The following is a 13,076-nucleotide window of genomic DNA, read 5'->3' as shown; positions in this document are numbered from 1 at the left end:
TGGAGCATTCCTTCCCGCGGGCGGAGCTGAGGTTACGTCACTCGGGTGAGGCGTCAACGGCGTGTCTCACCAGCGCCAGCAGCGCGTCCACGACCGCGATCCGGCGCCGGGCGTCCATCATCACCACCGGCACCGTGGACGCCACGGAGAGCGCGTCCCGCACATCCTCGGGCTCGTAGAGCGGGGTCCCCTCGAAGTGGTTGACCGCCACCACATACGGCAGACCGAGGCTCTCGAAGTAGTCCAGCGCCGGGAAGCTCTCGTCCAGGCGCCGGGTGTCGACCATCACCACCGCGCCGATGGCCCCGCGCATCAGGTCGTCCCACATGAACCAGAAGCGCTGCTGGCCGGGGGTGCCGAAGAGATACAGGACCAGATCGTTCTCCAGCGTGATCCGGCCGAAGTCCATCGCGACGGTGGTGGTCAGCTTCTCCGGCGTCGCCTCGAGGTCGTCCACGCTCTCGCTGGCCTGCGTCATCAGCGCCTCGGTCTGCAGCGGAGTGATCTCCGAAACCGCGCCGACGAAGGTCGTCTTGCCGACCCCGAACCCTCCCGCTATCACGATCTTGGTGGCGATCGGCGCGCGGGAGCGGTCCGTCTGCCACCTCTGGAGCACCTCCTCGGCCCCGGGTATCCCGGCCCCGGGTATCTCCGACGTCGCCGGCGGGGTCGCCGTGATCGTCTCAGAGCCTGCGAAGTCCACTGAGCACCCTTTCGAGCAACGCGCGGTCCGGCTGGCCGGGACCCCGCCCGGTGCCGTAGACGCGGATCTTTCCCTGGTCGGCCAGGTCGCTGAGCAGGACGCGCACCACCCCGAGTGGGATCTTGAGCATCGCGGAGACCTCCGCGACGGAGCGCATCCTGTCGCACAGTTCGATGATCGCCCGGATCTCCGGCATCATCCGGGCGTTCAACCCGCTGGGAGCCGGGTCGAGCGGTCCGTCCGGAGACTCCAGCGACGCCACGAAGGTCTCCACCAGCAGCACATGGCCGGAGCGGGTGCGACCGCCGGTGAGTGAGTACGGACGTACGCGAGCGGGTTTACGGGCGGGCCGGCCGGACCCGGCGGTCGTCACTGTGCGTGCTCCAGCGACCTGCGTAGTTCATTGCGGAGTTCGGGGGTGAGCACATGTCCGGCCCGGCCCACGAACAGTGCCATGTGGTAGGCGACGACGGTCATGTCGCAGTCGGGGGTGGCATGCACCCCGAGCAGCGAACCGTCGCTGATCGACATGACGAACAGACTGCCCTCGTCCATCGCCACCATCGTCTGCTTGACGCCGCCGGCGTCCATCAGCTTCGCCGCGCCGAGCGTGAGGCTGCCGACCCCCGAGACAATCGTCGCGAGATCCGCACTGGAGCCCTTGGGGCCGTCCTGTGCCGCCGGATCGGACGACGCGGCATGGTGCCGTGTGTCGGAGGAGAGCAGCATCAGCCCGTCGGTCGAGACGACCACAACCGAGCGGACGCCCGGCACCTCCTCGACCAGGTTGGCCAGCAACCAGTGCAGATTACGGGCCTCGCGACTCAACCCGTACGTACTACTGGGCGCATTCACCCGCGTGCCTCCTCAACCGTGCCACCCACGTTCTGCGCCCCCGTTTGTCCTGCTGTTCCCCGTTGCCGCCGCGCGGGCTCGCCCCGGGCGGCGACCTCGGCGGCGGCGTCCCGGCGTCCGTCGCGGGCGCCGCGCTGAAAGCCACCGAGCCGACGCCGCAGCTCCTCCGCGTTCACCGAGCCGGTCCGCTCCCGTGGGTCGGGCTCCCGGAGCGCCAGGTTCCGCGGTGTGCGTTTGGGAAGCCCCTTGTCGGTGCGCGCCGCCTGGTCCTGCGGGCGGGTGTGCTGGTCGGGGCCGATGGCGTACGGATCGACGGGGGACGGCTCACCGGCCGCCGCCGGGCCGCCCTGCGCCGTCGGGCCGCCGACCGCCGGGCCCCAGGCGTCCGCGCCGACGGGGCGGATGCCGTGGCCCGGGCCGCCGAACCGCCGGTCGAAGTCCTCGAAGTCCTCGTGGTCGTCGCCGTCGGCGCGGTCCGCGCCGCCCTCACGGCTCGCACGGCCCTCGCGGTCGTCGTGGTCCTCATGGCTCTCGCGGCTCATGCGATGGAGGGTCAGCTCCATCGTCCGCTCCACGGCCGGTACCTCCGGCTCCTCGACCTGGGCGGTCGGGGCCGTCTGGGGTGCCGGGGCGGCCTGGGATGCCGTGGCCGGTGCGTCCGCGCCGCGCCGTGCGCCGTCCTGTCCGTCGGCCCGGGCCGACTTGGGGACGCGCTTGGGCAGGGTGGGCAGCGCACCGCCGTTCCCCGGGCTCGGATGGCCGCGCGGCGGCGTGGGCTCCATGGGGTAGTCACGGCCCGTGTCCGCGGTCTGCCCCCACTGCCCGGCGGGGACGGCCCAGGAAGCGGACGGCTCGGAGTCCGGGGCCGCATCGACGGGCGTGGGCTCCGGGTCGAGCGGGGGCTCGGGCTCCGGCTCGGCGGCCTGGGGCGCCGGATCCGGCCCCGCGGGCGGCGCGACCGGCTCGGCCGACGGCTCGGCGTCGACACCGACGCCCACCGCGGCGCCGGCGCCCGCGCTCGGCACACCCTCCTGGTCCCGGGAGACCGAACGGGCCTGCCCGGGAAGCGTGTTGGAGTTCGCCTCGGCCTCGGACCCCGGGAAACCCAGGAAGGACGACGGTCCCGTGCTGCCGAACGTCGCGCTCACGCTCACCGGCGGGGCGGGCGGCAGCCCGGAGCCGGGCTGACCGGCCGGGAGGATCTTCGTCGGGAGGACGACCACGGCGGCCACCCCGCCCGGCTGCTGCTCGCGCAACTGCACCCGGATGCCGTGGCGCGCGGCGAGCCGCGTCACCACATACAGCCCAAGGCCCAGCGGGTCCTCCGGCTGGGGGCCCTGGCAGTACTCCGGCACCGGGTCGGCGAGCCGGGTGTTCAGCTCCAGGAACCGCTCGGGCATCATGCCGATGCCCTCGTCCTGGACGGAGAGCATGACCTCACCGGATTCCAGGAGCCAGCCGGAGACCTGGACCGCCGCGTCCGGCGGAGAAAACGATGTCGCGTTCTCCAGGAGTTCGGCGATCAGGTGGCTGACGCTGTCCGCGGCGAACCCGGCGACCTGGGCATGCGGCGGCAGCGCCTGGATCTGCACCCGGTCGTACCGCTCGACCTCGCTGATCGAGGCGCGCAGCACATCCAGCAGCGGCACCGGCCCCGGGTGGGTGGCCTTCTGCTCGGAGCCCGCGATGACCAGGAGGTTCTCGCCGTAGCGGCGTATCCCGGTGGCCAGGTGGTCGAGCTGGAAGAGCGTCTCGAGGCGGTCCGGGTCCTGCTCCCGCTCCTCCTGGGACTCGATGATGGCGAGCTGGCGCTCGATCAGGCCCAGCGAGCGCAGCGCGAGGCCGACGAAGCTGCCGTGGACCCGGGCCCGCAGCCCCTCCAGCCGGGTGGCGACCGCGTCCCGCTCGGCGCGCAGCCCGTCCCGCTCATCGGCCATCCGCTGGCGCTCGCCGACCAGCCGGGTGCGCTCGGTCTCCAGCTCGGCGACCCGCTCGTACGCCTGCGCGGCCTTGGCGTGGAGTTCGTTGACGGCCCGTACGGCGTCCGCGTACTCGTCGTCGCGGCCCTTGAACGCGACCGGCTCCTCGGCCGCCGGATCGGCCGCGACCCGCCGGGCGCCGAGCCGCAGCGCGGCCAGCGGCCGGGTCATCGAGCGGGCGCTGTGCACCCCGGCGCCGAGGGCGACCAGCAGGGCGGCGCCGACGATGCCGATGCGCAGCTCGAGGTCGGTGACCTCGTCGTCCCGCAACCGCGCGAGCTGGGCGGCCTCGGAGGAGGCCAGCGAGGACTGCGCGCCGCGCATCCGGTCGATCCGGGTGGCCAGGCCGGCCTCGACGCGGTCCTTGTCGAGGAAGAAGTCATTGCCCGCGAAGCGGTTCTGGTCGGTGAGCCGGGCGAGGTAGCGCTCGGCGTCGGTGACCTCGGTGCCGTTGACGGTGCGGCCGTAGGCGTCGCGCATGGCGGCCGGGGCGAGCTGCTCGAAGTCGGCGAGCGCGGACTGCTCGCGGAGGTTGGTCCGCTGGGCGGCGGAGACCAGCGTGGGCTGGCCGCCGCCCGCGTCGAGCGCGGCCAGCAGCAGTCCGCGGGTGGCGGACGCCTCCTCCACCGCGCGGCCGAGCGGGGCCAGCGCGGCGGTGGCGGCGGACTCGGCGTCGGCGGGGAGCCGGCGGGCGAGGGTGTCGGTGATCCCGTTCAGCGCCTGGACGGTCCGGGTGTACGAGGTGAAGACGTCGACGGCCGAGCCCTTGCCGGTCAGCGCCTGCTGCCGCACTTCGGGCAGGGCGTCGAGGAGCCGCCGGACCGAGGCCGGGACCTGCCCCCGCACCTCGCGGACGCGGCGGTCGACCCGGGCCCGCATCTCCTCGGAGACCCCGCGGCCGGAGGCGGTGGTGCGCCCGTCGGCGACGTACCGCGTCATGGCGTCGCGCTCGTCGGCGAGGGCGTGGGCGAGGGTCACCGCGCCGCGGTTGGTCTCCGCGAGGTCGACGAGCCGCTGGGCGTCGGTGGTGTCATCGAGGGCGAGCAGGACGGCGGGAGTCCCGGCCCCGAGGACGGCGACGGAGACGAGGGCGACCGATGTGGTCAGCCGACGACGGACTCGTGCGGTGTGCCGTCGCGGCGTCGCCTCGTCCTGGCGTGGCTCGCTTACCGCATCGCGCGTGGTGCCCCGAAGCCGCTTCTTCCGCACCGGTGCTCACAATCCATTCTCGCCCGACCGCTCTGTGAACCAGAGGTGACGACGGATCAACAATTGTGTTTCCCCACCTCTGGTAGGGATTCCGACCCTTCCAGGACGGGTCTGGGGCGGGCATGCATCACCCACCCGGCCACCCGAACGAGTGAACCGCATTGGGTAGTTGACCACCAACTTTGGCTCGCGGCCATACCCACCCGCCACCTTACGCGGATTGGTAAAGACCTCACCGCCCTGACAAGATGCCCACCCGCAGCTTCCCAGAAGTGTCAATCCCTCCCCAATCAGGCAGCCGAGAAACCGGCGCGGGATTTGGTACGGACCAACACCCGCCCAGCTCACCACGGCGGCGGTGATCAACAGCGGTCCGGCAGACTGAGGGAATGCGCATCGAACTCGCGACCGCCCCCGGCGATCAGCAATATCCCAACGAGGACTACGCATCGGTAGCCCTTCCGGCCTCGGGGACCGGCGGTGCGCTGGTGGTTCTGGACGGGGTGACCCCGCCCGCGGGCGACGACGGATGCGTACACAGCGTGAGCTGGTTCACCGCGCGCCTCGGCGGATCGCTGCTCGAACTGTCCGGTTCGCGACGGGATATGCCCCTGACACAGTGCCTCTCCGAGGCGATCGCCCGAACCGCCGCGTCACATGGTTCAACGTGTGACCTTTCTCACCATCTCACTCCGCAGGCAACCGTGGTCGCGGCGCGCTGGAGCGCCGAGCGCATCGAGTATCTGGTGCTCTCCGACTCGGTGTTGCTCATCGAGCCGGCCCATGGCGGAGTGACTCCGGTACTGGACGACCGCATCGACCGGCTGCGGGCCGAGGGCCGGCGGCTCGCCCCACTGCGCAATGCGGAGGGCGGCTTCTTCACCGCCGCCGCCGACCCCACGGTCTCCGACAAGGCCGTCACCGGGGAGTTCCCGCGCGGCGAGGTACGGGCGCTGGCGGCGCTCACCGACGGCGCGACGCGCTGGGTGGAGCGGTTCGGCGAGGGCGACTGGGCCGAGTGCTTCGCGCTGCTGCGCAAGGAAGGCCCGCAGGCGCTGATCGACCGGGTACGGGCGGCCGAGCACGCCGATCCGGACGGTACGGCGTTTCCGCGGGGCAAGACCCACGACGACGCGGCCGTGGTCTTCGTGGAGCCCTGACCGGCGGAGGCGCCCTCTTCCGGGGCGGGGCGACACGGCGCCATGCCTCCGGGGCGGGGTGACACGGCGGCCCTGCCTCCGGGGCGAGGCAGCGCGATTGCCCCGTCCCCAGGGCGGAGTAGCGCGGTTGCCCTGCCTCCGGGGCGGAGTAGCGCGGTTGCCACGTCCGCGTCGCCGGATGCGTGGGGGTCGCCGATCCTGGCGGGTATGAGCGCCTTACTCCTGCGTCGCCCGCGCCGCCTGACCGGGATCCCCGGCCTCCTGCTCCGCCCGCGCCGCCTGACCGGGGTCCTCGGCCTCCTGCTCCGCGTTCAACCGGTGCAGCAGTCTGGCGAGTTCGGCGACCTCGTCGCGCTCCCACGCGGCGAGGCGGCGGGCGTAGCGCGCCCGCCGGGCGACCCGTACGGCGCTGAAGCGGCTGCGGCCCTCCTCGGTCAACTCCACCAGAAAGGCCCGGCCGTCCGCCGGATCGGGCGTCCGCGTCACCAGCCCGAGCCCCTCAAGGGCGCGGAGCTGACGGCTCATCGTGGCCTTTCCGACGCCCACGAAGCCCGCGAGGTCGGTGGCGCGCTGCGGACCCGCGTCCTCCAGCCGCATCAGCAGGCCATAGGCGGCGGATTCGAGCTCCGGGTGGACCTCCCGGGCCAATTCCCCCGAAGCGGCTCGGGCTCTGCGGAGGAAAACCGCCAATTCGCGCTCCAGAGCCAGGAATGCGTGGTCCACACCAATGCCGCCCACGGTGCCACCCGCACCCTGTTCGGGTGGCAGTGCCGCGTTGTTGTGCACGTCAGAGCCCTCTCCGGGTTTTCACTTCGTGAAAGTTTCTACCACGCGCGGTTGTTACCGCAGCTCCACCAGTATTTCGCAGGATTAGACCAACGGCATCACACCCTCCCCCTTCCGTCGGCCTATCTACGCCCGTAGCGTCAGTCCTGACATGGTCATAACAATCTGACGTCCCTCTCTCCCCCCACCGAGGCTTCGGAGGCAACGCCATGCTCGTGCACAGACCTGGTTCGGTCCGACGCGCCCTCAGCGCGCTGATCGGACTCCTCGCCGCTCTCCTCGCCATGACCATCGCACTGCCCGGTGCGGCATTCGCCGCCCAGAGCCAGGGCGACAAGGCCATCCCCCACCCCGAGGACGACTGGGCGGGTTCACAGATACTCAAGCACGAGGGCGGATCCACGGCCGGCGAGGCGCCCACGGGGCTGCTCGCCACCGTCGAGGGCGTGGACGTCAGCAGCCACCAGGGCAACGTCAACTGGGCGACGCTGTGGAGCAGCGGGGTCCGGTTCGCCTACGTCAAGGCGACCGAGGGCACGAGCTACACCAACCCGAACTTCGCCCAGCAGTACAACGGCTCGCTCAACGTCGGCATGATCCGCGGCGCGTACCACTTCGCCCTGCCGAACAACTCGACCGGCGCCGCGCAGGCCAACTACTTCGTGGACCACGGCGGCGGCTGGTCCAAGGACGGCAAGACGCTGCCGGGCGCGCTCGACATGGAGTACAACCCCTACGGCGCGAGCTGCTACGGGCTGAGCGCCGGCGCGATGGTCAACTGGATCAAGTCCTTCAACAGCACCTACAAGGCGCGCACCGGCCGCGACCCGGTGATCTACACCTCCACGAGCTGGTGGAAGAGCTGCACGGGCAACTCCGCCGCCTTCGGCGGTGTCAACCCCCTGTGGATTCCGCGCTACGGCTCGTCCGTCGGCGAGCTTCCGGCGGGCTGGGGCTTCCACACCATCTGGCAGTACACCTCCTCCGGCCCGACGGTCGGCGACCACAACAAGTTCAACGGCGCCATGGACCGGCTGCAGGCGCTCGCCAACGGCTGAGCCCGCGCCTCCTCACCCCCCACATCCGGCGCGTCCGCCCTCCGGTGTACGGACAGGTCTGTCTGTACGCTGGAGGGCGTCGGTCGTCCTACGGCCAAGTCAAGGAGCATGATCATGAGCACCGCCCGCCCCTCCGCCCATGAGCGGATCCTGTCCACCGCGACCGCGCTGTTCAACGCCCATGGGGTGCGCGGCGTCGGCGTGGACCGGATCATCGCCGAGTCGGGCGTGGCGAAGGCGACGCTCTACTCCCACTTCCGCACCAAGGACGATCTGGTCCTGGCCTATCTGCACCGGTCGGACCAGCACTGGCGGGCGGCGCTGCGGCAGGCCGCCGAGGCGGCCGGCGCCGATCCCCGGGACCGTCTCGTCGGAGTCTTCGACGCGCTGATCGCGACGACCAGGCGGGACGGTTTCCGCGGCTGCGCGTTCACCAGGACCGCGGGCGAGACCGAGCCGGGCACCGCCCCGCACGCCACGACGGCCGAGCACAAGCGCGCCATACGGGCCTGGCTGACCGAGCTGGCCCGGGAGGCCGGGGCCGCCGACCCCGAGCGGCTCGGCCTGCAGATCTCCGTGCTCGTGGACGGGACGATGGCGGCGGCCGCGCTGGAGCCGCGGCCGGAGTGCGCGGAGGCGGCCCAGGACGCGGCGCGGGCGCTGGTCGCGGAGGCGTGCCCGGCGCGGGTGTAGCCCTCGTACACAGCGTCTGGCTCTCGTACGTACGCGAAGGGCCCGGCCGCCCATGGGGTCCCATGGGGTGCGGCCGGGCCCTTCGCCGTGTCGCGCGGGTGGGGCGTGACGCGTGGGTGGGGCGTGACGCGTGGCTCAGACGGCGGTCAGCTCCCGCTCCCGTATCACGCCGGAGGCCAGCAGCTCGCGATAGCGGTCCTGGTGCGCGGCGAGCTCGGTGTCGTCGAGCGTATGGGTGCCGTGCACGATGAGCGGCTCCTCGTAGCGCATCCCGGTGAGGTGGGCGGTGTTGTCGAACGGCTTGAGCAGCTCGACGACCGGGAAGCGGTGGAGCCCGTCCGGCCGGTACTTCTTCTCGGCGCCGCCCGTCGAGGTGGCGATGAGCAGCGACTTGCCGTGCAGCGAGGTGCCGCCGGCGCCGAAGGCGAAGCCGCGCAGGAACACCTCGTCCAGCCACTTCTTCAGCAGCGGCGGCGCCGAATACCAGTAGAAGGGGAACTGCAGCACGATCCGGTCGTGCTCCAGCAGCAGCCGCTGCTCGTGCTCGACATCGATCCGCAGATCGGGATAGGTGGCGTAGAGGTCATGGAGGGTGACCCCGTCCACCGGCCGGGCCGCCTCGGCGAGCGCGGCGTTGATGCGGGACGCGGCGAGGTTGGGGTGGGCGAGGACGAGCAGGGTGCGCGGCACGGATCCCTCCGGGATGACGAGTGCGAACAGACAGGTCTGTCTGTTTCGCTGGCGAAGCTACCAGACAGACCTGTCCGGCTGCCAACAGATCCGGCCCCGTCCCGGGTCAGCCGCGGCCGGACACGATCACCTGCCCCTGCGCCGCCCCCTCGATGACCTGCGCATACGCCTGGGCCACGGTCTCCACCGGGGTCCCCTCGGCGGGGTCCATGCCCAGCTTCTCCAAGGTTTCCCGCACCCATCCCGGGCAGATCGCGTTCACCCGCAGCCCGCGCTCCAGCTCGATCGCGGCGGCCCGGACGAAGGCGTCGAGCCCCGCGTTCACCAGCGCGCCGAAGGCCCCGCCGGGGGTGGGCTTCTCGAAGACCCCACTGGTGAGGGTGATGGACCCGCCGTCGCGGAGGTGGTGGAGGGCCCGGCGCACGAGGGCGACCTGGCCCAGCAGCTTGGCGTCCAGACCGGCGGTGAACTCCTCGTCCGAGGCGTCCCCACCGAGCGGGGTCAGCGCGCCGGAGGCGGCGCAGCAGACGACGGCGTCGATGTCCTGGACGGTCGCGAAGAGGTGGTCGAGGGTGGCGGGGTCGGCCATGTCGACGCGTACGGCGCCGGTGGCGCCGGTGCGGGAGGCCCGTACGACCTCATGCCGACCTTCGAGGGCGTCCGCCACGGCACGCCCGATGGTTCCTGTCGCTCCGATCACGATGATCTTCATGCGGCCCAGCGTGCCGGAGCGCGGGGCGCGCCGCCTGGCCCTGTGGGAACCAGGCAGCGCGGGTGAGTCAGTCGCGGGGGAACTCGTCGGTCTTGAGCGTGAGGCCCACAAGGGTGTTGGTCAGATCCACGTCATCACCGAAAGACACCGTGCGTTCGTTGACGTAGGCGCCTTCCTTGGGCTCGGTGAACAGATGACACCTGCCGGTGTAGGGGTCAATGATCAGGTAGACGGGGACCTCGGCAGTGGCGTATGCCGCCTTCTTGGGGCCGTAATCATTGGCACCCGTGCGCTTCGAGATCACCTCGGCCACGAACTCGACGTCCTGATGGCGCCACAGGCCCTTGGAGTTCTTAACAGCGCCCTCGGCGATCAGCGTCACATCGGTCGCGAAGCCGTTGAGAGAGCCGGGATAGTCGATACGGACATCCGACAGCACGTTCACGTTCACCCCGAAGCGATCTTCGAGAGCCCGCACGATCTTGCGGATGATGTGCCAATGGACGTCCCGCTGCGGCGACATGTAGATGTTCCCCTCGACAATCTCAACCTTGATTCCCTCGGGGACGGGCATCTTCTCGAGCGCCTCGAACATCGCGTCCAAGGTGAGTTCGTCGCTGCTGTCGGCCATCTCGATCCTGTCAATCGCCATGACGGTCACTGTGCCGCTCCTCCCCGCCGCGAACACCGAAGCTGCGGCCGGTTAGTCCAACGATACGCACGGCCGACAGGTCACGCGTGGCCCGGAATTCCGTTCGACACGGGATCCCGGGCCACGGCGCCACCGGCAGCGTCCGTCACGCCGCTGCCGGAACCTCGGGGGCGGCCGCCCGGGCGGGTTCGAGGGCCAGCTCCAGGACTCGGCGGACGTCCGAGACCGGGTGGACGTCGAGCTTGTCCAGGACCTCGGCGGGGACGTCGTCCAGGTCGGGTTCGTTGCGCTTGGGGATGATCACGGTGGTCACCCCGGCCCGGTGCGCCGCCAGCAGCTTCTGCTTGACGCCGCCGATGGGCAGCACCCGCCCGGTCAGGGAGACCTCACCCGTCATCGCCACGTCCGGGCGCACCTGGCGGCCGGAGAGCAGCGAGGCCAGGGCGGTGGTCATGGTGACGCCCGCGCTCGGGCCGTCCTTGGGGACCGCGCCCGCCGGGACGTGGAGGTGGACGCCGCGCTCCTTCAGGTCGCCGACCGGCAGCTCCAGTTCCGCGCCGCGGGAGCGCAGGAAGGAGAGCGCGATCTGGGCGGACTCCTTCATGACGTCGCCGAGCTGACCGGTGAGGTTCAGCCCCGCGCCGCCCGTCTCCGGGTCGGCCAGCGACGCCTCCACGAACAGCACGTCACCGCCCGCGCCCGTGACCGCGAGCCCGGTCGCCACGCCGGGGACGGCGGTGCGGCGCTCGGCCGGGTCCTGGGCGGACTCGGGGGTGTGGTGCGGCCGGCCGATCAGCGGGCGCAGCTCCGCCACACCGACGGTGAAGGGGAGTTCGCGCTCGCCGAGCTCGTGCTGGGCCGCCACCTTGCGCAGCAGCCGGGCGATCGAGCGCTCCAGGGTCCGTACGCCCGCCTCGCGGGTGTACTCGCCCGCCAGCTTGCGCAGCGCCTCGTCCGCCACCGTGACCTCGCCCGGCTCCAGGCCGGCCCGCTCCAACTGCCGGGGCAGCAGGTGGTCCCGGGCGATGGTGACCTTCTCGTCCTCGGTGTAGCCGTCCAGGCGCACCAGCTCCATGCGGTCCAGGAGGGCCTCCGGGATGGCCTCCAGGACATTGGCGGTGGCGAGGAAGACCACGTCGCTCAGGTCGAGTTCGACCTCCAGGTAGTGGTCGCGGAAGGTGTGGTTCTGGGCCGGGTCCAGGACCTCCAGCAGGGCCGCGGCCGGGTCGCCGCGGAAGTCGGAGCCCACCTTGTCGATCTCGTCCAGGAGGACGACAGGGTTCATGGAGCCCGCCTCCTTGATGGCCCGGACGACGCGGCCGGGCAGCGCGCCCACGTAGGTGCGCCGGTGGCCGCGGATCTCCGCCTCGTCGCGGACGCCGCCGAGCGCGACCCGGACGAACTTCCGCCCCATCGCGCGGGCGACGCTCTCGCCCAGGCTGGTCTTGCCGACGCCGGGCGGGCCCACCAGGGCGAGCACCGCGCCGCCGCGACGGCCGCCGACGACGCCGAGGCCCCGGTCGGCGCGGCGCTTGCGCACCGCCAGGTACTCGGTGATCCGCTCCTTGACGTCGTCCAGGCCCGCGTGGTCGGCGTCGAGCACGGCCTTGGCGCCCTGGATGTCGTACGCGTCCTCGGTGCGCTCGTTCCAGGGCAGCTCCAGGACGGTGTCCAGCCAGGTGCGGATCCAACTGCCCTCGGGGCTCTGGTCGCTGGACCGCTCCAGCTTGTCGACCTCCTTGAGGGCCGCCTCGCGCACCTTCTCCGGCAGATCGGCGGACTCGACCCGGGCGCGGTAGTCGCCGGACTCGTCCTCAGGGTCGCCGTTCAGCTCGGCGAGCTCCTTACGGACGGCTTCGAGCTGGCGCCGGAGCAGGAATTCGCGCTGCTGCTTGTCGACGCCCTCCTGGACGTCCTTGGCGATCGACTCGGCGACGTCCTGCTCGGCGAGGTGGTCGCTCAGCCAGGTGACGGCCAGCTTCAGCCGGGCCACCGGGTCGGTGGTCTCCAGCAGCTCGACGCGCTGGGCCACGCTCAGGAAGGGCGAGTAGCCGGAGTTGTCGGCGAGCTGCGCGACATCCTCGATCTGCTCCACCCGGTCCACGACCTGCCAGGCGCCGCGCTTGCGCAGCCAGCTCGTGGCCAGCGCCTTGTATTCCTTGATCAGTTCGGTGACGGTACCGGGCAGCGGATCGGGCACGATCTCCTCGACCGTGGTCCCCTCCACCCACAGCGCCGCCCCAGGTCCGGTGGTCCCGGCCCCGATGCGGACGCGGCGCACACCGCGGATCAGCGCGCCGGGGTCGCCGTCGGAGAGCCGGCCCACCTGCTCGATGGTGCCGAGCGTGCCGATGCCCGCGTACGTGCCGTCGACGCGGGGCACCAGCAGCACCTTCGGCTTACCGCTGCCGCTCCCACTGGAGCGTGCGGCGGCCTGGGCGGCCTCCACCGCGGCGCGTACCTCGGTATCGGAAAGGTCCAGCGGCACCACCATGCCGGGCAGCACGACCTCGTCGTCGAGAGGCAGTACGGGCAGGGTGAGCGGTGTGGACAGCGAAGCCATGATCTCCCCTTCGGCA

General features: G+C 71.6%; 12 protein-coding genes. 3 read left to right on the top strand and 9 right to left on the bottom strand.

Annotated elements, in window-relative coordinates; genetic code table 11:
* Positions 1–37: 37 nt before the first annotated feature.
* The 4 genes from STRVI_RS06765 to STRVI_RS06750 are packed head-to-tail and all read right to left on the bottom strand — an operon-like array spanning position 38 to position 4,746.
* Positions 38–649 carry a GTP-binding protein gene (locus STRVI_RS06765; protein ID WP_228054154.1) on the bottom strand — a complete coding sequence of 204 codons (612 nt, stop codon included), beginning with the start codon at positions 647–649 and terminating at the stop codon, positions 38–40.
* A gap of 34 nt (positions 650–683) precedes the next feature.
* Positions 684–1,076, bottom strand: a complete 393-nt coding sequence (locus STRVI_RS06760) for a DUF742 domain-containing protein (RefSeq protein WP_014054877.1) — start codon at positions 1,074–1,076, stop codon at positions 684–686.
* Positions 1,073–1,558, bottom strand: a complete 486-nt coding sequence (locus STRVI_RS06755) for a roadblock/LC7 domain-containing protein (RefSeq protein WP_014054876.1) — start codon at positions 1,556–1,558, stop codon at positions 1,073–1,075. Before STRVI_RS06755 ends, STRVI_RS06760 begins: the two co-directional genes overlap by 4 nt.
* Positions 1,555–4,746, bottom strand: coding sequence for a sensor histidine kinase (locus STRVI_RS06750; RefSeq protein ID WP_014054875.1), 3,192 nt, complete (start codon positions 4,744–4,746; stop codon positions 1,555–1,557). Before STRVI_RS06750 ends, STRVI_RS06755 begins: the two co-directional genes overlap by 4 nt.
* Before the next feature lie 389 nt (positions 4,747–5,135).
* Between STRVI_RS06750 and STRVI_RS06745 the strand changes: the two genes are divergently transcribed.
* Positions 5,136–5,906 carry a hypothetical protein gene (locus STRVI_RS06745; protein WP_014054874.1) on the top strand — a complete coding sequence of 257 codons (771 nt, stop codon included), beginning with the start codon at positions 5,136–5,138 and terminating at the stop codon, positions 5,904–5,906.
* Positions 5,907–6,122: 216 nt separating this feature from the next.
* Here the strand turns inward: STRVI_RS06745 and STRVI_RS06740 are convergent, their stop codons facing one another.
* On the bottom strand, positions 6,123–6,692 hold the full coding sequence (locus STRVI_RS06740) for a MarR family winged helix-turn-helix transcriptional regulator (RefSeq protein ID WP_014054873.1): 570 nt from the start codon (positions 6,690–6,692) through the stop codon (positions 6,123–6,125).
* 209 nt (positions 6,693–6,901) lie between these two features.
* Here STRVI_RS06740 and STRVI_RS06735 point away from each other — a divergent pair, with 209 nt between their 5' ends.
* Positions 6,902–7,750: a lysozyme gene (locus tag STRVI_RS06735; RefSeq protein WP_014054872.1), complete on the top strand. Its 849-nt coding sequence runs from the start codon at positions 6,902–6,904 to the stop codon at positions 7,748–7,750.
* 114 nt (positions 7,751–7,864) lie between these two features.
* Positions 7,865–8,443, top strand: a complete 579-nt coding sequence (locus STRVI_RS06730) for a TetR/AcrR family transcriptional regulator (RefSeq protein WP_014054871.1) — start codon at positions 7,865–7,867, stop codon at positions 8,441–8,443.
* A 135-nt stretch (positions 8,444–8,578) separates the two neighbouring features.
* Here STRVI_RS06730 and STRVI_RS06725 read toward each other — a convergent pair whose 3' ends face one another.
* The 4 genes from STRVI_RS06725 to lon form a co-directional block, all read right to left on the bottom strand.
* On the bottom strand, positions 8,579–9,133 hold the full coding sequence (locus STRVI_RS06725; protein ID WP_014054870.1) for an NAD(P)H-dependent oxidoreductase: 555 nt from the start codon (positions 9,131–9,133) through the stop codon (positions 8,579–8,581).
* Between the two features lie 106 nt (positions 9,134–9,239).
* Positions 9,240–9,845 (bottom strand): short chain dehydrogenase, encoded by a 606-nt coding sequence (locus STRVI_RS06720; protein WP_014054869.1) that lies wholly within the window; start codon positions 9,843–9,845, stop codon positions 9,240–9,242.
* Positions 9,846–9,912: 67 nt separating this feature from the next.
* Entirely contained in the window at positions 9,913–10,506 is a 594-nt protein-coding gene (locus tag STRVI_RS06715) for a Uma2 family endonuclease (protein ID WP_014054868.1), read from the bottom strand.
* 136 nt (positions 10,507–10,642) lie between these two features.
* Positions 10,643–13,060, bottom strand: a complete 2,418-nt coding sequence (lon, locus tag STRVI_RS06710; protein ID WP_014054867.1) for an endopeptidase La — start codon at positions 13,058–13,060, stop codon at positions 10,643–10,645.
* Positions 13,061–13,076 lie beyond the last annotated feature (16 nt).

The sequence above is a fragment of the Streptomyces violaceusniger Tu 4113 genome (genome assembly GCF_000147815.2).
GTDB classification, from domain to species: domain Bacteria; phylum Actinomycetota; class Actinomycetes; order Streptomycetales; family Streptomycetaceae; genus Streptomyces; species Streptomyces violaceusniger_A.
The sequence above is the reverse complement of the archived record's forward strand: the minus strand, read 5'-3'. Positions and strand labels throughout refer to the sequence as shown.